Raw genomic sequence first — 23,726 nt, 5'->3', positions numbered from 1 at the left:
TGCATTAAATGAAGAAAATTCCTCCCATTGCTGATGAAAATAAGAAAAAAGACAGTATCAAGGTCTTCACACTCCCTATAGAAGATATTGAAATCTGGGAAGTTTTAACGCATAAGCAGTATTCACCAAACACATTGCTTGCTTTCAAAAATGACTGGAATAACTTCCTTCAATACTGCCTGGACAAACAGGCCATTCCTTTGCCGGCAACGGTGAAAACGGTACATAACTTTATTGATACGATGGCCAAGAAACGCAAGCTGGCAAGTCTTAAGCGTTACATTGTCACAATCGGGCTGGTTCACCGCTGTCATGCCCTCCCCGATCCTTGCCGTCATACTGAAGTCAGGCTGGTACTGAATAAATATTGTGTAGAAAAAAAAGACGACTATAAAAACGCGAACGCCTTCAGAGATGATCACTTGCAACAGCTGGTTGATGTTTTCTCACTCTCTACCAAACCCAAAGACATTCGCGATCTGGCGATTTGGGCTGTCATGTTTGAAGCAATGCTCAAGCGAAGTGAACTGGCAGCACTGACCATTGAAAATATCTCGATTGACGCGTCTGGACTTATCAGTCTGCATATCCAGGATCACACAATTGCATTGAGTACCATTGCATCTCGTAGTATGCAGCGTTGGCTAACGGTAGGCATGATTGAATCAGGTGTTGTCTTTCGAAGAATTGATCGACATGGCAATATTGGCGAGCAACCGCTTGACCACTCATCCATCTACCGGGTGTTTCGCCGTGCCGGTGAAGAGCTCGGGCTCAGTCAGGACAATATTTTTTCAGGCCAGTCGCCCAGAGTAGGCGCCGCCAAAGATTTATCCGATGCTGGCGTATCCATTCCGGACATCCAATCCCAGGGCCGCTGGAAGAGCCCTGCAATGCCGGCACAGTATGTAGGCCATAAAGATAAACACGATACGGAAATTGCGAAATACGTGAAGAAAAAAGATTGGGAAAAGTAGTGTCGATTTAAGCGCCCGGACCGGATGCCCACTGAGGTTGAACGACAGCATGGACAGGTTGAGTGATTCGTTCGAACAAGCCTTCCAAAGGAGCCATAATGCCAAAGTAACCCGCCTGATTCGCTTCGACCCACTCTTTAAGGTTAATGCCTTCCCAACAGATTTCGAATCCGGCATTGAGGGCCAGAATTTCAAAGAAAATACGTTGGACGCGCCCATTCCCTTCCCTGAACGGGTGTATGACATTCAATTCACAGTAATAATGGGCAATGCGGCGAATAAAATGATCAAAGTCCAGCCCACAAAGATGTGACTCATCAGCCAGTGAAGCAAAAAGACGAGTCGCCTCTCTTTCAATATTCCTGGCATGACAAAAACGACTCTGGCCTTTGGTGATGTCAACACCTCGTATGTCACCGGCCCAGGGATATAAATCCTGAAACAGAGTGAAATGTATTTGTCTCAGATAGGCTAAATCAAATCGGTCAAACTCAGGTACAAAGTGCTCTGCCCGGACCCGTGTGAAATCCCGCTCAGCCAGAGCGAGCTCTTCTTCATCGTTGATATTCAGTAAGTTGATAAGAACAGCCGAACCGGGGTAGCAATCAGGATCCTGCTGAACACCATATTTATCTCGCATAATGCTTCTTTAACCGAGCGATTTGTTCATATTCGGACACGGGTGGTTCATGTGGCGACTCTGTACCTGGCGCCCCATCTAATTCAAAGCCCTCCAGCTTTAAACTGGCTCTGTAGTTCTTGTTCTGCATAGCTTTAAAACGCGCAGCTTTCTGTTTGTTCGTCAGCATAGGGTTCTTTTTCAGTCTCATCGTCAGTATTGCAGCCAATGAAAAAAACGCCAGTCAGGCTGGCGTTTTTAAAACTGTAAAATCACTGGTTGAATGGATGAACAGCACTTTTGATAGCTTTCTCAAGATAAGCCGTAAACGTGTGTCCATGATGAGCCAGCATCTGAGGAAACATAGATATCGGTGTCATGCCAGGGAAAGTATTGATTTCATTAAGAAGAATGTCACCCTCTTCACTCAGGAAGAAATCAATCCGTGACAGATCTTTTAACTTCATATGGACAAACGCTTTTCTGGCATAACTGCGAATGGCTTCAATCTGTTCGTCTGTAATACCAGACGCTTCAACAGAGGTGGTCGAATGGCTTTCTGTGCTGTATTTTTCTTCGTAGGTGTAGAATTTACCATCCGGACAGGTCACTTCCCCTGGCTTGGTGACAATCAACTCATCGCCATACTGATAAGCAGCGACTTCTAACTCTCTGGGCTTGATGGCTTTTTCAACCAAAACCTGTTCTGAAAAGGTAAACGCCTTGTTCAGCGATTCGATCAGGCTTTCCTGATCTGTCGCTTTATAACAGCCCACTGATGACCCTTGGCAGGCCGCTTTAACAAAAACACATCCCCAACGGGCTAATGCATCTTGGGCAGTACGTAACGATTCTTCGTCTTGCTCGCTGAGAAACACATAAGGTGTGTTAGGAATACCCAGCGCATCAAACCACAGTTTGGTCGTGATCTTGTTGAAACAATTTGTGCTGGCCTGAGGGCCACAACCGAAGTAAGGCACAGCGGCTATTTCAAGTAAAGATTGCAAATCGCCTGTTTCTCCGGGGTAGCCGTGGACACACGGAATGACGTAATCAACGGGGAGCTTCTCACCAGACTCAGACTGGATACTGCGATCCAGGTTCAACTGCCAGCGCTGACCTTCTCTGTCAAACCAGCCGTCTTTTTGCATTTCTATGCGGATATAGCGAATGCCATCAATCGCTTGTAGGTTTTGTTCTATGAAATTGGCAGAAACCAAAGACACTTCGTGTTCTGCGCTGCCACCGCCACAAAGAAGTAAAACGTGAATTGGATTCATCTTGATCCCTTGTAAAACGTAACCTGCCGATCATGGCAGGCCAAAATTTGTTTGTACCACCGGGTTTCATCTGTTCTGAAGGATGATATTACGAAGTACCCCCGGCAGCCTTCAGGGCATCAACTATTGCATCTTATCTACCAGGCATCAAGCTATTGGCCTGATTCCCTGCAGTGAAAGCGGTCAACGATGCAAAAAATAAGCTCTTCCAGGGAAGAGCTTATCGGGAGGATTAATGTATCTTGGTCAGCTTAGGCTCAGGTGACTGATGAATCTTGGCCAGACTACGAACAAAGGGGCCGAACGAACGGATCTCTGCAGGCAAATCTTTGATGGCAGCCTGGGCTTCCTGAACAGTATCAAAGTGTCCGTAAAGTAAAGTGTACCAAGGCTTTTCGTGGAAAGTTTTCTGATTCACCCACACCGGTTGCTGTCCTGGCAACTTAGCAATGTATGAGGCAAAACCACTATTTTTACTTACACCCAGCACCTGAACAGTGAATCCCGATACAGGTTCCGTCACATATTCATAGCTGGCTTTCGCCGTTTGTGACTCATTGTTCTTCGAAGCTGCCGCGACAGAGTCAGCCATTGGCTCAGGCTCTGCGATTAGAGCCACGGATGTTCCCTCAGCCGCTGCTGGTGCGTCTACGGGGGCAATCTCCTGATCAAGTGGGACAACTTCATCTGTGATTGCTATATCAACAGGGTTCAGAGGTGGAATCGGTTCATTTAACTGCTCAACCGCCATCGGTTCAGCCGTTGCTCCCTGTTCTACGGCCATTGCCGCTTGTTCCTGTTCATCCAATGTTGGAACCACAGTGCCATTCATTGTCTGACGCTCATTATCTAGCGCACAGCCTGTTAAAGCTGATGTAATTGCAACCATTAAGGCAATTTTTTTCATTATCATCGTGCCTGATCAAATTTGTCTTTAAAAAGATTTTGCACCCCGACCTGATGCCAATCAAGCCTGCATCACTCTGTATGCGATAGAATTGGCGTTATGTCACAGGTTCAACGTTATATCAATAATAGATTGATTTTTTATGTGAATTCCAGTTTTAAATAAAATTGTGCAATATAAAAATACAAAGAATGAAGCGCAGCACCTTCTTCTTTTTCAAACAATGTCGAATGGGTTCCATTACACTCACAGCAGTGAATAATCAGCAGCTCAATCATACAACCAAGCTAAGAAAAATGATTGTCTGTCGTTGAGTGTTAATTCTTTACGAAATACTGAGAGAAAATGCCATGAAAGGACTCGAGTCACTACTGAAGCCACGTTCTGTCGCCATTATCGGCGCATCGGATAACCCCAAGCGTGCCGGTTATGTGGTTATCAAAAACCTGCTGTCCGCTAACTTTCATGGGCCCATCATGCCAGTGACCCCCAAATATGACGCAGTTGCAGGGGTATTAGCCTATCCAGACATCGAGAGTCTGCCTCGTGTTCCAGATCTGGCTGTTTTATGTACCAATAGTGTCAGAAACGTCAGTATTATCGATCAATTAGGCCGCAAAGGCGTCAAACTGGCCGTAGTATTAGCGGCAGGAATGAACGCAGAGCCCGACAGTGACGGTGTCACAGAAGATGTGCGCATGTATGAAACCGCCAGACAATACGGAATGCGACTTATCGGGCCAAACAGCATGGGGATGATCTTACCCTGGCATAATCTCAATGCGTCTTTCTCACCGGTTTCCGCCAACAAAGGCAATATTGCTTTCATTTCACAGTCTGCGGCAGTCTGTACCACGATTCTGGACTGGGCCAAGAACAAGAATATTGGCTTTTCGACCTTTATATCGTTGGGAGATACCTGCGATATTGGTTTTGATGAACTGTTAGATACCTTGTGCCGTGACAGCAAAACACAGGCTATCTTGCTGTATATCGACTCAATACGTGATGCCAGACGCTTCATGTCAGCTGCACGAGCAGCGGCTCGGACCCGGCGAATACTGGTGCTGAAAAGTGGCCGGACAAAAATTGGCAGTGCTGCTGCCCATCTTCACACCGGAGGAGAAATCGGTCTGGATGCTGTCTATGATGCCGCCATCAAACGCTCGGGGATGCTGCGGGTGCATAATACCCACGATCTGTTTGCGGCAGTAGAAACACTGGCTCACGCTGTGCCTTTGCGAGGCGAACGTTTAGCAATACTAACCAATGGTGGCGGGCCTGCGATTATGGCCGTTGATGCCCTCAGTGAACGTGGCGGAAAGCTCGCGACACTAAGCCAGGAGACTATCGCTAAACTTTCTGCTGTATTGCCGGCCTGCTGGTCTCAATCTAACCCGATTGATATCGTCGGGGATGCCGATATCGCTCGTTATGAGGCGGCAACCAAGATTCTGTTAGACAGCGACGATTTCGATGCCCTGCTCATTATGCACTCTCCTTCTGCCATTGCACCGAGCAAAGAGACCGCTGAGCACATGGTCAAAGTATTGCAACAGCACCCCCGTACCCTGCATTTCAACATCCTCAGTAACTGGGCCGGAGAAAATCAGGCGTTGAAAGCCAGGCAGGTTTTCACACAGTCCGGCTTTCCAGCGTACCGAACACCGGAAAGTGCTGTCACCGCCTTCATGCACCTGGTGGAGTACCGGCGCAACCAGAAACAGCTGATGGAAACCCCGTCCTCATTCGGTGAGACCCAGAGCAACCCGGGGTTGGTTCATCAATTATTGGATCAGTTACTCGATCAGAAAATCTATCATCTGGAAACGCACGAAGTACGCCCTGTGCTGGAAAGTTATGGTTTTCATACTCTGCCGACCTGGATTGCGTCAGAGCCCGCTGAAGCCGCACATATTGCCGAGCAGATTGGCTATCCGGTTGCCGTCAAATTGCGCTCTCCTGATATTCGCCATAAATCAGAAGTACATGGTGTCATGCTGCATCTGCGAACGGCAGCAGAGGTTGCCAATGCCTCTCAGGCGATTCTGGATCGTGTTTCCTACAACTTCCCGAAAGCCCGTATTGACGGCTTGCTGGTGCAGCGCATGGCCAACCGTTCCGGTGCACAGGAATTACGCATTGCTGTTCACACCGATCCCGTGTTCGGGCCTGTTATTCTTATTGGTGATGAAGCTGCAGAGTGGGATATCCATCGTGATGCCGCCGTTGCTATTCCACCACTTAATATGGCGCTGGCGCGATACCTTGTCATCAATGCCCTGAAAACAGGAAAAATTAAACAGCGCAGTTTGCCGGATCGATTGGACATCCCTGCACTCTGCAAACTACTGGTTAAGCTTTCACAGCTGATCATTGATTGCCCGGAAATCATTGAACTGGATATACACCCCTTACTGGCGGCGGGTGAAGACATGACAGTGATCGATGCTTCCATGACCATTCACCCCTTTAATGGTGACACACAACAAAGGCTGGCTATTCGGCCTTATCCAAAAGAGCTGGAAATTTACACTTCACTGAAAGACGGTTCGCCGATATTACTTCGCCCGATTCGCCCGGAAGATGAACCCGGCCACAAAGCTTTCATTGCGCAGGTTTCACATGATGACCTGTACAGCCGTTTTTTCTCTGAAGTCGGTGAATTCAATCATGAAGCATTGGCGAATCTCACTCAGATTGATTACGACCGTGAAATGGCCTTTATTGCGGTGCGGCTTGCGCCTGATTCACACACCGAAACCGACATTATTGGTGTCAGTCGTGCGGTCTCCGATCCTACCAACGAAGAAGCGGAGTTTGCGGTGTTGGTTCGCTCTGATCTCAAAGGGCAAGGGCTGGGGAGCATCTTGCTCAATACCATAATTCAATATTGTAAGCAGCGGGGTTTACAGCGGTTGACCGGGATAACCATGCCCAATAACCAGGGAATGCTGTCACTTGCCAGAAAGAGTGGCTTTCAGGTAGAGATTCATTTTGAAGACAAAACGGCGGAGCTTCTGTTGGCGTTACAAGAAGACAGCCAGTCTGACCACGGTTAAATAATCACCACTGCCATAGTCGGTGGTTTAGAAGTGACAATAAAAAGGCTGACCATATGCCAAAGGTCAGCCTGCTTTTTCATGGCATACTGAGTGACCAAGCGGGTCGAAAAATATCGACACAAACATACGTCAGTTCAGATGCTTTTTCCATAACTGCTCAAGGTGTTTGATCGCCCAGGCTTTTGCCTTGCCCATGCGGCTGCGATTCCAGGCCAGGACCAGTTCAAACTCTCTGACAGGATTATCCCCCACCATGGCCAGCTTGCCTGTTGCTAAATCATCCTGAATGAAAAAACTGGGGATTGTCGCAACACCAAGGCCGGCACGTAAGGCATTCAACTTGTCATTCATGCTGGAAACTGTAAGTAACGGCTGCTCTTCAAGAATATTGTGCGTTATCGGCGGCAGATTTCGTGCGGTATCTGCAACTGCTATGCCTCGGTATTGCTGACGAATGACAGGATCGAGCGGGTTATCATGTTTATGAATCGGGTGATCCGGGTGAGCAACCCAAACGATATCCATTTTGCCGAGAGGCTGAATTTTCACTTCCGGTGGCGCGACACTGGGCGGAGGAGCAATCAGAATATCGGCTCTGTCCTGTGCGAGCGCTTCCCAGCATCCGGCCAGAATTTCTTCACGAAACTTCAGACGGGTCTTACTTTTCTTTGCCAATGCATCAACAAGCGGAAACATCAGATCGAGCTTAATCAAACCGTCGTAGGCAATCGTGAGATCTAATTCCCAGCCGTGTGCCAGCGCTGTTGCATCCGAGACCATTTCATCCGCCGCGGATAATAATAACCGCCCCCTGTCCAGCAACAGCCGGCCAGCTTTGGTAAACGCGGCTTTATGACCGGAACGGTCGAAGATAACCAGATCCAGATCTTGTTCCAGTTTCTGAACCTGGTAACTCAGGGAAGATGGCGCTCGGCCGAGTTCTTCTGAGGCTGCAGCAAAACTGCCGCGACGCTCAATAGCATCTAAAACCATCAATGCTTCAAAGGATAATAACCGGTTCACTTTCAATCCCTGTGCCAATACAGCCATTTATTATGAGGCTGTTTTAACACATTCATCTTAAAATGCCTATCTGTACAATAACGCTCAATGCATCAGGTTCAAACTGTTGCCGAGGCCTGCGAAAGCTGTCCTCGACGACGGCGATTTCTGTATACCAAGCCTAAAGCGACCAGTGAATACAGAACAGCCAGCCCCCAAAGCTGAAACCACCAGGCGCTAATCTGGCTAAAACTCGCTCCCATCTGATTTAACCGCAGGAATCCGTTAATCGCTGGCGTAGAAGGCACCCATTGTGCCAGCCAATAAACCGGAGCTGGCAGTGCGGATACGGGCCATACGAAACCAGCCGAGAACACCAAAGGCAGTGAACTGAGCAGCACGATGACCGTAGCCAGTTCCTTACGGGGGATCAGCTCACCGATGACTATACCTAACGCAGTTACTGAGATCAGAAACGGCACTGTCAGCATCAGCATGTCGCCGATTAAAGCCTGCCGACCGATGCCGTAATACTCAAAACTCAGTCCAAAGTAGTAAGCAGACAGAGGCAGATAGATCACGGAAAACAAGCAGATACGTGTGAAAATCATTCGCCAGGGTGAGCAGGTGTGCCAGTAACCCGACACGCCGGAACGATGCATTTCATTCTGAGCCGCCCCTACTAATGCAGAGCCAATCAACAGTGTCTGATGGAGTATCAGTACGAACACAGCAGGGACAACATAATTGATGTAACCCATTGTCGGGTTGAATACCGGACGCATATTCAGTTTCAGCGACGCGTACTGTTCGGAAGCTAACGCCAGGTTCTCGCCTTCAAAAATCATACGGGCCACTTTTGCTTCAGCGCTGAGCGTTCCTGTGGCTGTCGCCAGCCCTTCAACAACAGTACCGTAAACAAGAAACAGCGCCGCATCACCGGCGAAAGAGACTGTCGGGCTGGTACCAAGCAGGAGATCCCGGTAAAAGTGCTCAGGGATCACTAGTATCCCTTTCACCTCTTGTGCCTGAATCCAGTTTTTTGCTTCTTCAATACTTGCGGCTGTTTTCGTCACGGCCACCTGAGGTGTCGCATCAACCATGCGTATCAGTGCCCTACTAACTGCACTGTTATCCAGATTAACAACTGCAATCTGCTGTTCGCGAGGAAGCTGGTTTGAATAAGGCAGCGGGTAAATAAGCGAATACATTAAAACGCCGCCAAACACGGTGAAGATAATCGCAGGGTTGGTGAACACCGCTTTCAATTCACTCAGAAACAATTGACGCCAGCTCATACACCGCCCTCCAGCTGGCGTTTGCGCCAGACCAGCATTTTCAGCATAGCCAGTGCCATTGCCAGCAGAAACACCGCAAGCGCCATCATCTGAGGCATAGCTTGCTGTAAACCCGTCCCATAGTTAACCTGCTGAACCTGAATTTCAATGTAATGACTGACAGGCAACAGCGCCCGCCAGCCTGTCGCAATGGCTGGCATATCTGTCGCAGGAAAGGTTATCCCCATAAAAGCAAACGCCGGCGCTGAAAACCCGGCCACGAAGCTCATTGCCCGGGTAACATCCATTGCAAGGAAAAAGAACAGCACAGCCACACTCTGGCAAGCAATCACCATTAAACATTGTGCCACCAGCAAAATGCTCCAGCTACCGTGCATAGGCCAGCCCAGCAGCGAATACATGCCCCACAGAAACAACACACCTTGCAGAATAAAAACCGCCGCATAAGGTATAAGCTTGCTGACGAGTTGCTTCACCGGGTGTTGCCCCAGCCAGGCCAGTAATCCTTGCCGCCGCTGCTCTGCCGCCAGTGCCATGACAGTCGTGGCAATGATAAATATCTGCCACATGGCAGGAATAGCCGCCGAGACCAGAAACTGCCCATAGTGCGAGTTACTGTTAAATAACGGGGTTATCTGATTGCGGACTGGCAAGGCCTGCCCCAGCGCCTGTAGCGGTACTGGCGTGCCAGACACCATATTACTTACCGTATCTATACTGGCGGCATAGGTAGTCTGCGCCGACACGAAAGCACTGTTTATCAGCTTGGCAATCAAAATAAACTGGGCGTTATAAAACACTGTCACAGACGGAGATCGCCCGAGCAATGTGTCTTTTTCCAGAGAATCAGGAATCACCACCAGCGCATAAATCTCACCGCTCCGCATTAACGCTGTGCCTTCTTCCACCTCGCTCAATTGTCGGGCAACCGACAGGGTCGGGCTGGCATCGTAGTATCGGATCAATCCGCGGGACAGGCGGCTGTGATCCAGATCGACTACACCGACGGGCAGATCGCGGGCGATCCCTTGCGAGAATATCCACCACAACAGGAGAAACAGACTTAAAGGCAAAAAGAACAGCATCGCCTTCAGCCAGGGTTCCTGACGTATGAGCCGCCACTCTCGCTGCATTGTGTTTAACCACATATCAGCGCTCTACCAACACACTCATACCGACACGCAATCCATCAACGGGCTGCAACGGACGCGCTTCAACTTCAAAAGTGCGCATATCGAATCCTTGCTGGGTATCCGTTGCCCGCCATGTCGCAAAATCTCCCATGACGGAAACATGCGTCACAGTAAACGGGAACGTTTGATCTCCCAATGCCGGCACCTTAGCTTCAAATTGAGTGCCTTTGGCAAAATCGGCCAGCCTGTCTTCACGGACATGAAACACCGCCCAGGCATCGTCCATATCTATGATGCTGACAACTGGAAACCCCTGTGGTGCCAATTCGCCACCATGAAGCAGGATCTGGCTGACCTCGCCATCATGCCAGCTGGAGATTCTGGTATCCGCCGCATAGGCTTCGACTTCTGCGACAGCCCCGGCAGCCATACGCTCTTTTTCCTGCGCAGCGCGTTTGGTTTCTTCCCGCGCCCCTTCTTTGGCCATTTCAAACATCTGATAAGCCGCTTGCTCTGTATAACGGGCCGCCTGCCATTGCGTATAGGCTTCATCCCTTTTCTGCTCAGCTACAACGCCGTCGCGATAGAGATTATTTATCCGTCGATAGGTTTTTTCACCCAACGCCGATGCCGCTTTGGCTTTTTGCCACTGATCGCTGGCCGCCGCAACTTCCTGAGCACGTGCGCCATTTTGTGCTTCGTCAGCCAGTGCCCCGGCCGCCTGTTGACTGGCTTTTGCCTGCTCGAGCTTGGCATCAATTTCAGGGCTCAGTAAGGTAAAGATCAATTGCCCTTCGGTGATTTTATCCCCTTTTCGCACCAGTACCTGATCGATACGACCGGCGACTTTTGAGGAGATATTATATTGCTGAGCTTCAACCTGGCCCTGTAATCGCTCAGCATTCGGCTGATAGGCGTTCCAGAACCGGTATCCCAACCAAGCGACCAGCACAACAGCCGGTAATGCGACGGCAAGAGTTTTTAGCTTACTCATTTCAGTTAACCTTAAGTCCTTTGTAATTTTCATATTGGTTGAAGGTATTGATATCACCGCTGACAGCCAGTAATCGCGACAATGCTGTGACATAGTGATAAGCCGCTGCCAGGCGCTGCGTTTTTACACTCGCCAGATACAATTCGGCATCGACCACATCCAGAGAGGTCGACAGGCCCTGACTAAAGGCTTTCTCACGTAACACCACACTTTCCTCGGCCAGTGCAATATTGGAAGCCAACCCGTCATATTCTTCCAGTGCCTGAGAAGCTTCACGGTATGTTTTCTCCACCAACACGCTCAGATCCTGCTCAGCCTGTGCGCGCAGGTAATTCACCTGTGTCATTGCACTGTGAGCCGCTTTTACCTTGTCTGAACGGCCTGAAGAGTCGAGTAGCGGTATACTGACACCAACACCCACAGCCCAGTCTGGCGTTGTTTTCGCTGCGAGCGTGTCTTCTTCATAAAGGTTGTAATTACCGTAAAGAAAAACCTCAGGGTAATATTTGCCCTTTTCTGCATCTAACACGCCATTGGCCTGCGTTTTCTTGGCATCAAGAATATGAAGACCGGGGTAATCACTAAGGGTTTTATCAATAAAGGTGGTCATTGCCGGTAACCCTTCATTAACGAACAAGGACGTTGAAGGCAATGCGGGGGTTTGTAATTTAAGTAGCCTTGTCAGGGCAACTTGCGCAATTTCCAGATCGCGCTGGGCTTTAAGACGCTCAACACGGGCTTTATCAAAAGACGACTGTGCCTGCAAACGTTCGACTTTGGCTATCTGCCCTTGCGATTCTAACTTCAGGGCATTTTTATAATGCTTTTCCAACCCACGTTCCGCCTCCTGACGTGTGTCCAGCACTTGCTGCGCTAACACCACACCAAAATAATAGGTCGACAGATCTTCAAACTTGGCATGCTCTTTCATCTCAAGCATATATCTGGCTTCCTGGGTTTTTCCTTTCGCGATGTCCTGAGCCGCCATCACTCTTCCCCCGAGAAATACCGGCCAGATAGCACGAACTGAACTGGTCAGAATATCTCTGTCGGTAAGTTGCGAGGTAAACATTTTGTCGAATTGCCCCGGTGTCATTCCCATGAGCTGGGCCAGACCACCTAAACTGTTTGCCTGACTGCGCCCGGCTGGGGTACTCGCAATCAAATCCGAAGGCGCAATCTCAATAGGACCGTCCAGATAGGTATAATTGGCTGATACTGTCACTCTGGGTAACGACAGTGCTTTCGACGCCTCTTGCAGGTATGCGGCCTTTTCTACGTTGCTTTTTTCTGCCGCCAGTTCATCGCTATTGTTTCGGACAATTCGCCACGCATCGTCAAAACTGACTGTCGCCGCTTTCACAGGAAAACACACGGAACTTATCAGTAGTGCCAGGGAGATGGGTTTAGCCAGAGTCGGCCTTACATTCATCATATATCCTTAATGACCTCAAGAATGATTGCCCATGTTAGAGCAAATACTCTATTTGACAAGCTTCAAAGAAATATTTATTTACATGTAGATCACAAGATATTGTTTTAAAAGCATAACAAAAGAAAAAGCCCTCGGTTGAGGGCTTTGATACTTGATTCTAAGAATGTGGCTTACATCAACCATTTCCACCAGATAAAGATGGCGAGAAAACCGTAAAGATAAGTTAAACCCGCCCATGACAGAAGTTTCATTGATTTGGTCAGTTTCAAATCTTCTGGCAATGATGCCGTGGACACCAGGCGATAGTTCAAATAGGCAAAAACAGGTGTCGTCATGAAGGCCAGTATCATGGCAAAGTCCATCATTGGCATTAGCGCTGAGGTAAAGAACAAAATGATCGCCATCGCAAACACACTGACAACAATCATCCACGCATTAATATAGCGGTTTTGCTCCAGTGGTTTTTTCTGAATAACCAGTTGTGCTTCAGCAAGCGCGCGCGAGTAACCATCAATAACGGTAATCGTACTGCCAAAAATACAGAAGAAAGCGATCACTGCGATCAGGTAACGAGACCACTCACCTATGGTAGACGCATACATGCTGACTAACTGATGAGAGAACCCGATTCCTGACGCTTTCAGTTCGGTACCCGTTCCATACAGCACCAAGGCACCCAGTGAAAGAAACACAACCGCCAGAATTGCCGTGCCAATATAGCCTACATTGAAATCAAACAGTGCCGAACGTGTTGTCACTGTTTGCTCTTTACGCTGACTTTTCAGCCAGAGTGATGTCAGGCAAGAAATTTCAATCGGAGCTGGCATCCAACCCATCATCACGACAATGAACCCGAAAGACGCCAGAGTCCAGGCAGAAGGCCCCTGATAGTCGGCGGGCGCGGCACTGCCATTACTTGCGGCTATCACAACCGCAGAAATGGTCGCGATAACCAACACTGACATAATAACTTTTGACAATCCATCCAGCGCTTTATAGTGACCAGCCATCAGTATAGCCAGACAAGCTACAAGCACAATGGCAGAGAGAACCGGCAGAGGTAAATTGCCCGGCATAAAATAACCCAGCAGGCTTGCACTGAACAGCAACAGCGCTGCTGTGTTCACAATACCGGATAACAGGTTAAGCCCTGAAAATACCCAAAGATAGCCACGTCCTAATTGGTCGTAGCCTTCGACCAGGCTTTTGCCTGTTCCCATAGTGTATTGAATACCAGCCCTGAAAAATGGGTATTTAAAAAGGTTTACCAGCAAAATGATCGCGGCCAGTTGCCAGCCGTATATGGCCCCGGCTTTGGTTGATGCAACCAAGTGTGACCCGCCAACCGCGGCCGACGCCATCATGATCCCGGGACCTAACGATTTGATTAATTGCTTGATGCCACTTCCCTGTCTAGATTTCGGCGGGATAGATACTGTGTCTGACATTCAATACGTCCTATGTAGTTTTTTATAGTAATGAGCTTCTTTGTCTCAGGTTTAAATCAGTTGTGCAATCCCCTGGTCAGACTGAATTCAGAGTGAAACACTATAAAGTGGCGATACCAAGCACATGTCTCTACTCCTGATATTATTTTCATCAGTAAATATTAGGAATCATGTTAAAAAAACGATAAAAAAATATGCCTATTTCATAACTCCTGTACACCATTCCTTGACGGCACTGAGAATATGCCTACTCCCTATAAAATCATGATTTACCCCAAATATTCCACACTCCCACTCGCTTAGGCTTATGCTTGTAAAGAAAGCACCATAGGTTTTTCATACTCGCTTGAGCCTTTATGCCAACAGCTAAACACAATGACAGCGCGCAAGCTTCCTCTTCATCAGGTATCCTTCGCCGGATTCGGCGGGGACTGCTATGGGGTTTTATATTCGTCACCTGCGCCTTAGCCACTTTAGCTGTAGGTGTGACTTTCTGGTTAGCCGGTGAAGGTATTCAATTAGGATCTGTCTCTGGCATCAGCCTGTCGCAACAAGGCATCTCAGTTAAAAAACTGAGTATCAAGATCAAAGACAATGAGTTTGTGCTGAATAACGTTTTGCTGTTGCACCGCTACGCTGGGGATCAACAGCCGAACATGCCAGACTCCCCTCAAAACTCTCTTGCTGCCGGCTGGCTAGTTAAGGCCGACAAGCTGACAGTGGTGATCCCACCGGTAGTTCGCAGGGCTCTATTTGAAAATGGGCTCAGCGCTGACATCGTTACTTTCAACAAAGTAAAACTGATGACGCAGGGAGCACTGACCGAAGGACGGTTCATTATTACCGCTGCTTTTGCCGAAGCAATACTGGCTACGCCATCATCGAAAACAGATTATCAGCAGGCATTACATGACATCAGTATTGGCGTTTCAACAACACCAAAACTACAGCTCAGTGGTACGGTCGGGCGCGGCGATTTTCAGCCGCCGTTGGCGGCTTTCATCAAAGATGACAAGCATGGAGACAAGTTCCGCAACGCTGATCACCCCCAAAATAGTTACCCCGTCACGTTCAGGTCACTTTCATTTGCATTGTTACCACCAGAGGATGGCACGCAGCCCCTTTCGGTCTCTGTTGATCACATTGCGCCAGTAACAGCATCTTCAGATCAATCTGAACAGGATGGGATTCGCCAGTTATCTCTGTCTGTCGATTTATTATCGCCGCTGAGCTCACTTGAACTGAGCATCAGCAGGTTACGCTGGGATCCTGCGCCATTCCTGTCTCAAGAACAGACCTCAACATCAACCGACCTTCCCCACCTCGGACAAATCACCCGCCTGTTGTTTCAGGCTCCGGTTAAACACATTGAAATCGCATCGATGGCAATCGTCGATTACTTATCCCAGGCCAGATTTTTATTTCAGCGAGGGACAGAAAACACACGGTTTGAATTAGAGGGAAAGGTACAAACAGCCAACAATACGTTATTACCTGTCACCAGCCACTTTCTGGCTTCTGAAAACAAACCGGCCGTTTTTACTGTACAGCTCACTGATGCTGATCAGGCAAGTCTTTCTGGCGTTGATTTAGTAAGCTGTCATGCCAGCTGGCAATTTACGTCAGACATGCCGCAATCTCTCAACTGTAAAAGTGACAATGTCACCAAAGTGCTGGATTACTTCGCCATCCAATCCATATCGCTCCCTGATCCGAATCAACAACAAGCTACCTTTGTGGCAAAACTAACAGAAACTAATCAACCCAAAAAAAAGCAATCTGAGAAAAAGCAACCAAAGAATAAAGACCACCAGTCTGATTCAGCCTCTGAGCCAGATTCGCTCTCGCCGGTATGGCACTATGCGATTGAGATAAGAGCGCCCGGCAGCATTCAATTCAGATTACCCCACTCACACCAACACAGCGGGCCAGACGATTATAGTGCCGTAGCGTTAAACCATGACGGTATCTGGCGATGGGCACTGTCGTTTGATCAGCAACAGGCACAGTTCAGATTAACCACTCCGAAACAGTTAGACATTGGCGTTAAAAACCCTGCTGCGCAGGGAAAAATTGTTATAAACACTCTCTCTTGCCATGTGCCGCTAACAATACTGGCCCGGTCTCAATGCCGCAGTACTAATTCGCTTACCGCGCAGGCAGCAGTTCTTGAAATCGACCCACTGACAATCAGTAATCTGCAGCTGTCACAGCGTATCGACATACAAAGCACTGGCAACGTACTCAAACTGAATCTGGACAGCACCCGGATCAGCGCACGAACAGTTGCCTTACCTGACTATGCTGATCAAAAGCAAAACAACTTAAGTCAGGTACGCATAGATATACCCGACACTGGCATTCAACTGGACAATCTCTTTTCATCAGCGCCAGCGTCACCACAAGTATGGTTAGTCAATGTCGGGGAATCACCGGCCACACTGAATGCGGCATTCAGCAGTTTACGCACTATGACTACAGACACTGAATCGAGAAAGAATCAAAGCTCTCTCCCTGCACAACAATTTGAGGGTAATCTCGCGATCACGTTAAACAGCTTGAGGGCAGTAAAAAACACTCAGGCATGGAAGCTTAGCAGCGATTATTCGACACAACTGGCGCTCAGTGTGAATAATCAGGTGCTGCCTGTCATCCGCAATCAGGGAAAACTGACACTCAATGCAGACACACTGGCAATAACGGGTTTGTTAAGTACCGCGCAAAGTCAGCCATGGTTAGATTTTTCATTCACTCAGGAATGGAAAAGCCGGATCAGCCGCATTCAGATAGCACAGAAACCCATTTCTTTTTCCGCAAAACAGAGCTTACAAAAGTACTATCTCGCGCCACTACCTGTTAGCGCTGATCTGCATAATGGCAGTGTGAGTCTCCGAGCCGATCTGAAATTTAAGAATGCTCTCTGGTCAGGCTCGCTGGACATCTTCACAACCCATTTAAGCGGAAATATTAAAGACACCCACTTTGCCGATCTCAATGTGTCATTGACCAGCCTGGTAACTAACAATACGATACGCAGCCGTCAGCCGCTGACGGTTCACGCCAGTTGGCTACACTTCGGCACCTTATTTCAGGACGTCACGGCCAGCTTTCATTTCGACACAGATGAGCCTCTCTATACGCTGCACAGAGCAACCGCCAAAGTGCTTGGTGGTCAATTAAGCACCCGCAACGTAGTGAGCCACTCTTTGACCAATATTGACGTGATTCCCTTGCGCATCCAGAGTCTCAATCTTAAGAAATTAATGGATTTATTTAACCCTGAAGATGTTGAGTTAACAGGAACACTGGATGGATTACTCCCCATCCGCATTGTGAATGGAAATCCCGTCATTGAAAAAGGTGCTTTATTTTCAAGAAGTCCGGGTGGCGTTCTGAGATATAAAGAAGGGGCAAATATCGATGAAAATGTCAGAGCCGGAGGCGAAAACAGCCTCAAAGTGATCACCAGGATTCTCAGAAATTATCAATACGACTCTCTTGCGGTTGATATAGACTATTCCAAAGAGGGTCAATTAAATGCTAGTGCCAGGTTCAAAGGCCGGAATCCTCACTTTCAGAATGGAAGACCGGTCAACATCAATCTGAACATTGAAGACGATATACCAGCACTGATCAAAACGCTCAACACGATAAATACTTCTCAGTTTGAGCGGATTTTTGTGAAGCAGCTTGGTCTTGAAAATTAGACTTTTGCGCTGAATTTATTGCAAATGACTTGAAAAGGTCGACGCCCATGGATATTCAGTTTAAGTATTACTGTATGACAGGCTGTTTAGCAGTGATATTCTTATTAATGACTTCTGGTTTGGTCGGATGTACACCTACTGTACAGGTTGCCGCATCTGACAAGCCTATAGAAGTCAATCTGAACGTGAAAATTGAACATGAAATCAGGATTAAAGTGGATAAGGAAATCGATGATCTTTTCAGTGACGATGATGTCTTCTGACAAGGCGGAGCGCCTGTTATGAAACGCATACTGACTTACCTGGCTATGTTGCTGTTTTGTGCACATGCTTTTGCTCTCGATTTACAACAAGCAAAAGCACAAGGCTTAGTCGGTGAAGCCAACAATGGCTACATAGCCGCTTTGGCACCGTCACCTTCAGCAGAAGTACGCCAGCTGATTCAAATTGTTAACAGTGAACGAAAAGAAAGTTACCAGCGTATCGCCGTATCACACGGGCTGACATTGCCCGAAGTAAGCCGACTCGCGTACAAAAAAGCGATAGAAAAAACCGAAAGCGGCCATTTTTATCAGAGCCCAAGTGGCCTGTGGGTCAAAAAGTAAACATATTTTCTGCTCGCCATTCAGTCACCATCCAGAGATAACACGTCTTAACGACTGAAATTTTCAGTCATATTCACTACCAAGAAGAGGTATACTTCAGCTCTCATTTTCTGTGTGCTGTAGAAAGATGCTGTTCCAACATGCCTTACTGAAACAACAGTTAACGCGCTATCCTCTATTCTGGCTGGGTGCGCTGATTTGCCTGATGCCATTCATTAACTCCCCTGTGGCGCTGATTCTGGGTTTCTCGCTCGCTACCTTAGGGTTTGTCCCTGCAGATATTCCTGTCGCCACCATCACAAAGAAATTGCTGTCATTGGCGATCATCGGTCTGGGATTTGGCATTCAGCTTGATGTCGCCATTGCAGCGAGCAAAGCAGGTTTAGGGCTCATTGTGGCTTCCATTGTCGTGACTTTAGTCATGGGATGGTTACTCACCCGATGGCTGAAGATAGACAGCAAAACCGGTCATCTGATTGCATCCGGAACAGCCATTTGCGGCGGTAGCGCAATCGCGGCTGTTTCTCCGGCAATCAGCGCTAACAGCCATCAGACCTCGCTGGCACTGGCGACGGTTTTTATACTGAACTCAGCAGCTCTCTTCTTGTTTCCCTCTGTTGGCCATCTGCTGGATATGACGCAACATGAGTTTGGTGTCTGGGCTGCCATTGCCATTCATGACACCTCTTCAGTGGTTGGTGCGGCAGGGGCTTATGGCGACGAAGCGTTAAAAACAGCCACCACGCTTAAGTTAGCCAGAGCCTTGTGGATTATCCCGCTCGCGTTTCTCAGTGCTCTGATATTTCGGGGGAAAGAGAAAAAGCTAACCGTGCCAATGTTCATCATCTTCTATTGTGTCGCTATGCTGACGGCACACTGGCTCCCCCAATTCTCTGAGCTGTATCAGGGGATCTTCGCACTCTCGAAACGCCTGTTGGTGGTGTGTTTATTTATGATTGGGGCGGGAATTACGGTACAAAAACTGCGTGCGGCAGGCTTTAAACCGCTGTTACTGGGTATGTTGCTGTGGTTAATTATTGGCCTGGGTTCATTACTTGCTATATTGCTCGGGGCGGCCTGAATGGCTTAGTCGGTATCCCATTGCGGTGCCGTCTCTTGTTCGCTGCTTTGGCTTTTCACAGTCCAGGCTCTTCTGGCAACCAGATAAAAAAGCAGCGAAAAAGCCATCAGACTCAGCAAAGCGCTCCAACCACCTGTCGTCATTGTTGCGCCTAATGTCAGCAGCAACACCAGAGCTACCCATTTCTTTGTCTTATCCATCTAAGTCATTACTACTTTTATCTTTCCTGATGCTCATTATTGTTTAAGCACCACTGCAGATAAAAATACCTAATCACACTAAGAAAGCAGGTTTCGTTATAACCGTAAGTAGTTAAAGCACGATTTTTATACCGCTGGTTATTATCAACCTGATGCACTCAACCCCGGCACTTTGGTCTAGGCTAACAATACACCTCTGTAAGCACCGGAGATCATGCTTATGCGTCGATTTGAAAACTTGCTCTTTATCAGTGATGGTGTGCAGGATGAATCAGATGGATTAAAACAGGCATTGAGCCTGTCAAATAATCACCACTGTAACCTCACCGTGTTGATTATTTACCCTGAGCTACCTGAAACGCTGGGGAGTTACCAGGCCAATTGGGAACAAGCACTCATTGAAAGTACCAAACTGCAGATTGCGCAGACGACGTCAGCGCTGTCTCTGTCTGAACAATCTGTTATGCCCGTCATTCTGGCGGAAAGCAGCAAAACGCCCTCCACACTCGTCATTCAACATGTGCTCAGAGACAGTTACGATCTGGTGCTGAAATCCGCCAATTTCAATCAAAGCGAGACTGGGTTGAAAGCCATTGATATGGAACTACTCAGGCAATGCCCCTGTCCGGTCTGGCTATGCCGTCCCATTACGCATGCGCAGAAGAAGGTCCATGTTGCCGTTGCGATTGATGCTGAAAACGATAGCAGGGAAGAGACAGATCTTGATCTGATGCTGCTTCAGTTGTCCCGATCACTGGCAGACAGTTGTGACGGAAGTCTGAATATCATTTCCTGCTGGGATTTCCCGTACGAAGAAATTGCCGGTAACCCGTTTATTCATGTCCCTGAGCAAGAACTTCAGCAATCCATCAAAGAAGCGGAACAAAAACATATTAATGGACTGAAAGCACTGATCACGCTATCTGGCATTGGCGGGCCAGTGAAAGAATTCCACCCCAAAGGTCTTCCTCAGAAGTGCATCCCCGGCATCATTGAAAGCGAAGGCATTGAGTTATTGATTATGGGAACAGTTGCCAGATCTGGCATACCCGGTTTTATCATGGGAAATACTGCCGAAGACATCATCCAGAATACTAAATGCTCCATTCTTGCCCTCAAGCCCAAGGGGTTTGTGACAGACGTAAAAGCCTACTAAGCAAGCATTGCCGGTATGGAGAACGATTCAGGTATGACAAAAAAATACGGGCTGCCAGCGGCAACCCGTATGTCTTAATGGTTATAAAAAGCTTTTTACTGCGCGTTCATCGCATCCAGTTTCGCACCAACCGGACCGGAGAAGTTATAACCGTCGTGTTTATCCCAGTTAATTGACCAGGTCATGACCCCGGCATAATTACTGTAATTAAACGCCGGAACCACAGTCTGGCAATGCGTACCGATGGTCAGGCAGTCTAACGCATCCAGAATGTTCTGAGTCGGTGCCTGGCCTGAGTTAGCAGAGCTGGGACCGGACGGCAGACCGATGGCGACCTGATCATCACGCAGTGGCGCAAACTGCTCGCCATTGGCTAACGTGAATCCCTCGATCAGCATTTTGGACTGTGCCACCATCATGTCCACTGAGCCTTCTGGTGCCGCACCTGGCAGATATGGGTTCGGCAAACCACCATTGTTATATAACTGCACATGCAGAAGATCCAAGGTATCTCGCAGTGCATTAATCAGTGGAATGTAAGCGCCCCAGATACCGGAATACGCCACCATACCTCCCTGAACATACGGATGTTCAGGAGCCATGGTCAGGTACATATCACCGCCCATATTCACTTCAATCTGCTTCAGCGCGCGAGGCAGACGGGCCTGAATCTGAGAGCCGTGAACCAGATTGGATCCGCTCTCAAGGTCAATGTCCAGCCCGTCAAATCCCCATTCGTTGATCAACGCAGTCAGACTGCTGACAAAATGCTGTTCATCAGAATCCGTATTGAGGGTGATGGTTCCTTCGGCGCCACCAAGAGACAAGACGAATTTCTTACCCTGGGCCTGAAGTACGGCCATATCCTGCTTGAATTTCTGGGGATCCAGTGCCGGGCAGCTGCTGTGAATATCACCACTGTACAAATTGAAATGGACAGTGCCCGTACTGTTGCGATCGTTCTCCGCAAAGGCAATATCGATGATATCCCATGCGTCTGACATCTCGCTAAGGTTGATAGGACAACCCGCGCCATTGACAAAGTTATGCCAATAACCAATCAGCTTATGGGTTTTTACAGACTGCTGAAGCACCTTGACGGTAGAGGCGGCAGATGTAACGGCCAGTCCGGTTGCATCTGTTGCCCTCGCAGAGACTGTGTAATTACCCACAGCGCCTGGCGTCCAGTGGGTGCTGTATGGTGAGGTAGAGTCCGTGGCGATCACTGCACCATTAACCAGGAAATCAACACTGTTCACTGTGCTGTTCAGTGATGCCGCATCTGCAGACACAACAACAGCCTTACCTAAGCCAACAGAAGTGCCGGATGCCGGTGACGTCAGGGTGACAACCAATGGCTCGTCACTGACATTGACCAAAACGCCCGCACTGCCCTGATTGCCTTCATTATCTGTTGCCACAGCCGACAAACTGACAGCCCCTGTTCCCGTCGCAGTCCAAGTAACACTGTAGGGCGCTGAGGTATCGATGCCTAAGCTTTGTCCAGCCGCAAAAAATTCCACTTGCGACACGGAGCCGTCAGCATCTGTTGCATCCACCGCCAGCGTGACAACGTCACTATTTAACACTGTTGCATTGTCGGCCGGAGAGCTAAAGGTGACTGTCGGCACAACCGCACATATCCCCTGCTCAGTCCAGGCGTCGGTCCAATAAAGACCGGTTCCCGGTTCGTATGCCCAGGCCGATTCAGACGAACACCAGCCAGCCACATCACAGCTATATTTGTAATTTGCACTTTGGACCAGATCACCTACCTGGTAACTGGTGCCAGCCTGATAAACAGGTACGCCAGCACATCCGCCACCAGTAGCACCTGAAACCGCGACAGTAACGACTGAGCTCCAGGTTACCGCACCATTATCGTCTGTGGCTTTTGACTTAAATTCGTGGCTGCCCGCGGTGGCAGACCAGACAGACTCAAAAGGTGAGGAAGTTGCAGTTCCCACCAGTTGGTCATCAACATAAAACTCAACGGAAGCCACTGTACCGTCCTGATCCGTTGCATCAGCACTAAGGGTGACAACGTCACCTTCTTTGATTTGTGATACAGTCGTCGGATTCGTCAATGCCACACTTGGGGGCTGGTTGTTACCTTCTGCCACCACAGTGATAGTCACGGAATCGGTTCGGCTCGCCCCTTTATCATCAGTCGCCACTACAGTGACAGAATGACTACCTTCAACCGTAATCCACGGCACTGAATACGGGGCGGTATCATCAATACCCACAGTATTGCCGTCCACTTTAAACGTGACGTCAACCAACTGCCCATCACTGTCCGCCGCATTGGCGGTCAAAGAAATGGCTTCATTGACACCAAACTGAGCATTATTCAATGGTGACGTCAAAGTCACTGTCGGGGGCTGATTACCGCCAGGAGCATCACACACACCCAGCAAAGACCATTCTTCGTAAGGATCAGAATACTGAACAGGATCCTTATTCTGGTTCCACCAATTTGCCTGATAGGCGTTATTAAGATGCTGTACTTGTGCCCCTCCATTATACGGAGTTCCACTTGCCCAGACTGGAAAAGCTGTACAGTCAATCGCATAGGCCGATACTGGGCTCACCAATACCAATGCAATTGCTGTATGAATGAGGGTTTTTCGCATTGTTAGCGTCCTTATTCTCTCAAATGAAGATTTTCCCAAAGAGATACTTACTTGGTTCAGATAGAAAATTATCCAAACCAATCATGGACGACTTTTTAAGTAATGATAAATAAGACAAAAGAGTATTGAATACAATCCTCTGTGAACTCTCATTTTCAGAGTAGCGCATACAAAATCAATGCA

At 48.3% G+C, this 23,726-nt stretch carries 19 protein-coding genes; 7 read left to right on the top strand and 12 right to left on the bottom strand.

Annotated elements, in window-relative coordinates; translation table 11 throughout:
- The first annotated feature begins 8 nt into the window (after nucleotides 1–8).
- Nucleotides 9–977 carry a tyrosine-type recombinase/integrase gene (locus tag IFO68_RS00610; protein WP_192013754.1) on the top strand — a complete coding sequence of 323 codons (969 nt, stop codon included), beginning with the start codon at nucleotides 9–11 and terminating at the stop codon, nucleotides 975–977.
- A 7-nt stretch (nucleotides 978–984) separates the two neighbouring features.
- On the opposite strand, the gene IFO68_RS00605 is transcribed toward IFO68_RS00610, so the two are convergent.
- The 4 genes from IFO68_RS00605 to IFO68_RS00590 all read right to left on the bottom strand — a co-directional run bounded on the left by IFO68_RS00605 (nucleotide 985) and on the right by IFO68_RS00590 (nucleotide 3,783).
- Nucleotides 985–1,617, bottom strand: a complete 633-nt coding sequence (locus tag IFO68_RS00605; protein WP_192013752.1) for a putative adenosine monophosphate-protein transferase Fic — start codon at nucleotides 1,615–1,617, stop codon at nucleotides 985–987.
- Nucleotides 1,607–1,747: a YhfG family protein gene (locus IFO68_RS22110; protein WP_368393483.1), complete on the bottom strand. Its 141-nt coding sequence runs from the start codon at nucleotides 1,745–1,747 to the stop codon at nucleotides 1,607–1,609. The genes IFO68_RS00605 and IFO68_RS22110 overlap by 11 nt, the downstream gene beginning before the upstream one ends.
- A 121-nt stretch (nucleotides 1,748–1,868) precedes the next feature.
- Nucleotides 1,869–2,876 carry a D-alanine--D-alanine ligase gene (locus IFO68_RS00595; protein WP_192013748.1) on the bottom strand — a complete coding sequence of 336 codons (1,008 nt, stop codon included), beginning with the start codon at nucleotides 2,874–2,876 and terminating at the stop codon, nucleotides 1,869–1,871.
- A 232-nt stretch (nucleotides 2,877–3,108) separates the two neighbouring features.
- Nucleotides 3,109–3,783: an SPOR domain-containing protein gene (locus tag IFO68_RS00590; protein WP_192013746.1), complete on the bottom strand. Its 675-nt coding sequence runs from the start codon at nucleotides 3,781–3,783 to the stop codon at nucleotides 3,109–3,111.
- Nucleotides 3,784–4,133: 350 nt separating this feature from the next.
- Here IFO68_RS00590 and IFO68_RS00585 point away from each other — a divergent pair, with 350 nt between their 5' ends.
- A complete protein-coding gene (locus IFO68_RS00585) occupies nucleotides 4,134–6,845 on the top strand; it encodes a bifunctional acetate--CoA ligase family protein/GNAT family N-acetyltransferase (RefSeq protein ID WP_192013744.1) in 2,712 nt (903 codons plus the stop codon).
- A 132-nt stretch (nucleotides 6,846–6,977) separates the two neighbouring features.
- On the opposite strand, the gene IFO68_RS00580 is transcribed toward IFO68_RS00585, so the two are convergent.
- From IFO68_RS00580 to IFO68_RS00555, 6 genes are all read right to left on the bottom strand, one after another.
- Nucleotides 6,978–7,898: a LysR family transcriptional regulator gene (locus IFO68_RS00580; protein WP_192013742.1), complete on the bottom strand. Its 921-nt coding sequence runs from the start codon at nucleotides 7,896–7,898 to the stop codon at nucleotides 6,978–6,980.
- 71 nt (nucleotides 7,899–7,969) lie between these two features.
- The gene (locus tag IFO68_RS00575; protein ID WP_192013740.1) at nucleotides 7,970–9,148 is read right to left on the bottom strand and encodes an ABC transporter permease; all 1,179 of its coding nucleotides are present in this window, start codon (nucleotides 9,146–9,148) and stop codon (nucleotides 7,970–7,972) included.
- On the bottom strand, nucleotides 9,145–10,296 hold the full coding sequence (locus tag IFO68_RS00570) for an ABC transporter permease (RefSeq protein WP_192013738.1): 1,152 nt from the start codon (nucleotides 10,294–10,296) through the stop codon (nucleotides 9,145–9,147). The genes IFO68_RS00575 and IFO68_RS00570 overlap by 4 nt, the downstream gene beginning before the upstream one ends.
- A gap of 1 nt (nucleotide 10,297) precedes the next feature.
- The gene (locus tag IFO68_RS00565) at nucleotides 10,298–11,275 is read right to left on the bottom strand and encodes an HlyD family secretion protein (RefSeq protein WP_192013736.1); all 978 of its coding nucleotides are present in this window, start codon (nucleotides 11,273–11,275) and stop codon (nucleotides 10,298–10,300) included.
- A gap of 1 nt (nucleotide 11,276) precedes the next feature.
- Nucleotides 11,277–12,707, bottom strand: coding sequence for a TolC family protein (locus tag IFO68_RS00560; protein WP_192014520.1), 1,431 nt, complete (start codon nucleotides 12,705–12,707; stop codon nucleotides 11,277–11,279).
- A 173-nt stretch (nucleotides 12,708–12,880) separates the two neighbouring features.
- Nucleotides 12,881–14,158 (bottom strand): NRAMP family divalent metal transporter, encoded by a 1,278-nt coding sequence (locus IFO68_RS00555; RefSeq protein WP_192013734.1) that lies wholly within the window; start codon nucleotides 14,156–14,158, stop codon nucleotides 12,881–12,883.
- A 356-nt stretch (nucleotides 14,159–14,514) separates the two neighbouring features.
- On the opposite strand from IFO68_RS00555, the gene IFO68_RS00550 reads away from it, so the two are divergent.
- The 4 genes from IFO68_RS00550 (at nucleotide 14,515) to IFO68_RS00535 (ending at nucleotide 19,551) form a co-directional block, all read left to right on the top strand.
- On the top strand, nucleotides 14,515–17,865 hold the full coding sequence (locus tag IFO68_RS00550) for an intermembrane phospholipid transport YdbH family protein (RefSeq protein ID WP_192013732.1): 3,351 nt from the start codon (nucleotides 14,515–14,517) through the stop codon (nucleotides 17,863–17,865).
- Nucleotides 17,866–17,912: 47 nt separating this feature from the next.
- Nucleotides 17,913–18,128 (top strand): YnbE family lipoprotein, encoded by a 216-nt coding sequence (locus IFO68_RS00545; RefSeq protein ID WP_081669195.1) that lies wholly within the window; start codon nucleotides 17,913–17,915, stop codon nucleotides 18,126–18,128.
- Nucleotides 18,129–18,146: 18 nt separating this feature from the next.
- Nucleotides 18,147–18,470 carry a YdbL family probable chaperone protein gene (locus tag IFO68_RS00540; protein WP_192013731.1) on the top strand — a complete coding sequence of 108 codons (324 nt, stop codon included), beginning with the start codon at nucleotides 18,147–18,149 and terminating at the stop codon, nucleotides 18,468–18,470.
- Nucleotides 18,471–18,597: 127 nt separating this feature from the next.
- Nucleotides 18,598–19,551 carry a YeiH family protein gene (locus IFO68_RS00535; protein WP_192013729.1) on the top strand — a complete coding sequence of 318 codons (954 nt, stop codon included), beginning with the start codon at nucleotides 18,598–18,600 and terminating at the stop codon, nucleotides 19,549–19,551.
- A 5-nt stretch (nucleotides 19,552–19,556) separates the two neighbouring features.
- Here IFO68_RS00535 and IFO68_RS00530 read toward each other — a convergent pair whose 3' ends face one another.
- Nucleotides 19,557–19,751 carry a hypothetical protein gene (locus tag IFO68_RS00530; protein WP_192013727.1) on the bottom strand — a complete coding sequence of 65 codons (195 nt, stop codon included), beginning with the start codon at nucleotides 19,749–19,751 and terminating at the stop codon, nucleotides 19,557–19,559.
- 220 nt (nucleotides 19,752–19,971) lie between these two features.
- Between IFO68_RS00530 and IFO68_RS00525 the strand changes: the two genes are divergently transcribed.
- Nucleotides 19,972–20,907: a universal stress protein gene (locus IFO68_RS00525; protein WP_192013725.1), complete on the top strand. Its 936-nt coding sequence runs from the start codon at nucleotides 19,972–19,974 to the stop codon at nucleotides 20,905–20,907.
- A gap of 95 nt (nucleotides 20,908–21,002) precedes the next feature.
- Here the strand turns inward: IFO68_RS00525 and IFO68_RS00520 are convergent, their stop codons facing one another.
- Nucleotides 21,003–23,543, bottom strand: a complete 2,541-nt coding sequence (locus IFO68_RS00520; protein WP_192013723.1) for an Ig-like domain-containing protein — start codon at nucleotides 23,541–23,543, stop codon at nucleotides 21,003–21,005.
- Nucleotides 23,544–23,726: the final 183 nt, after the last annotated feature.

Origin of the sequence: Photobacterium arenosum, from assembly GCF_014841115.1 — a bacterium.
GTDB classification, from domain to species: domain Bacteria; phylum Pseudomonadota; class Gammaproteobacteria; order Enterobacterales; family Vibrionaceae; genus Photobacterium; species Photobacterium arenosum.
This window is presented reverse-complemented; position numbering and strand designations above follow the sequence as displayed.

Excerpts from the sequence above, each read along its gene's own strand:
- IFO68_RS00610 (WP_192013754.1), top strand. The coding sequence starts at position 9 with ATGAAGAAAATTCCTCCCATTGCTGATGAAAATAAGAAAAAAGACAGT.
- IFO68_RS00605 (WP_192013752.1), bottom strand. The coding sequence starts at position 1,617 with ATGCGAGATAAATATGGTGTTCAGCAGGATCCTGATTGCTACCCCGGT.
- IFO68_RS22110 (WP_368393483.1), bottom strand. The coding sequence starts at position 1,747 with ATGCAGAACAAGAACTACAGAGCCAGTTTAAAGCTGGAGGGCTTTGAA.
- IFO68_RS00595 (WP_192013748.1), bottom strand. The coding sequence starts at position 2,876 with ATGAATCCAATTCACGTTTTACTTCTTTGTGGCGGTGGCAGCGCAGAA.
- IFO68_RS00590 (WP_192013746.1), bottom strand. The coding sequence starts at position 3,783 with ATGAAAAAAATTGCCTTAATGGTTGCAATTACATCAGCTTTAACAGGC.
- IFO68_RS00585 (WP_192013744.1), top strand. The coding sequence starts at position 4,134 with ATGAAAGGACTCGAGTCACTACTGAAGCCACGTTCTGTCGCCATTATC.
- IFO68_RS00580 (WP_192013742.1), bottom strand. The coding sequence starts at position 7,898 with ATGGCTGTATTGGCACAGGGATTGAAAGTGAACCGGTTATTATCCTTT.
- IFO68_RS00575 (WP_192013740.1), bottom strand. The coding sequence starts at position 9,148 with ATGAGCTGGCGTCAATTGTTTCTGAGTGAATTGAAAGCGGTGTTCACC.
- IFO68_RS00570 (WP_192013738.1), bottom strand. The coding sequence starts at position 10,296 with ATGTGGTTAAACACAATGCAGCGAGAGTGGCGGCTCATACGTCAGGAA.
- IFO68_RS00565 (WP_192013736.1), bottom strand. The coding sequence starts at position 11,275 with ATGAGTAAGCTAAAAACTCTTGCCGTCGCATTACCGGCTGTTGTGCTG.
- IFO68_RS00560 (WP_192014520.1), bottom strand. The coding sequence starts at position 12,707 with ATGAATGTAAGGCCGACTCTGGCTAAACCCATCTCCCTGGCACTACTG.
- IFO68_RS00555 (WP_192013734.1), bottom strand. The coding sequence starts at position 14,158 with ATGTCAGACACAGTATCTATCCCGCCGAAATCTAGACAGGGAAGTGGC.
- IFO68_RS00550 (WP_192013732.1), top strand. The coding sequence starts at position 14,515 with ATGCCAACAGCTAAACACAATGACAGCGCGCAAGCTTCCTCTTCATCA.
- IFO68_RS00545 (WP_081669195.1), top strand. The coding sequence starts at position 17,913 with ATGGATATTCAGTTTAAGTATTACTGTATGACAGGCTGTTTAGCAGTG.
- IFO68_RS00540 (WP_192013731.1), top strand. The coding sequence starts at position 18,147 with ATGAAACGCATACTGACTTACCTGGCTATGTTGCTGTTTTGTGCACAT.
- IFO68_RS00535 (WP_192013729.1), top strand. The coding sequence starts at position 18,598 with ATGCTGTTCCAACATGCCTTACTGAAACAACAGTTAACGCGCTATCCT.
- IFO68_RS00530 (WP_192013727.1), bottom strand. The coding sequence starts at position 19,751 with ATGGATAAGACAAAGAAATGGGTAGCTCTGGTGTTGCTGCTGACATTA.
- IFO68_RS00525 (WP_192013725.1), top strand. The coding sequence starts at position 19,972 with ATGCGTCGATTTGAAAACTTGCTCTTTATCAGTGATGGTGTGCAGGAT.
- IFO68_RS00520 (WP_192013723.1), bottom strand. The coding sequence starts at position 23,543 with ATGCGAAAAACCCTCATTCATACAGCAATTGCATTGGTATTGGTGAGC.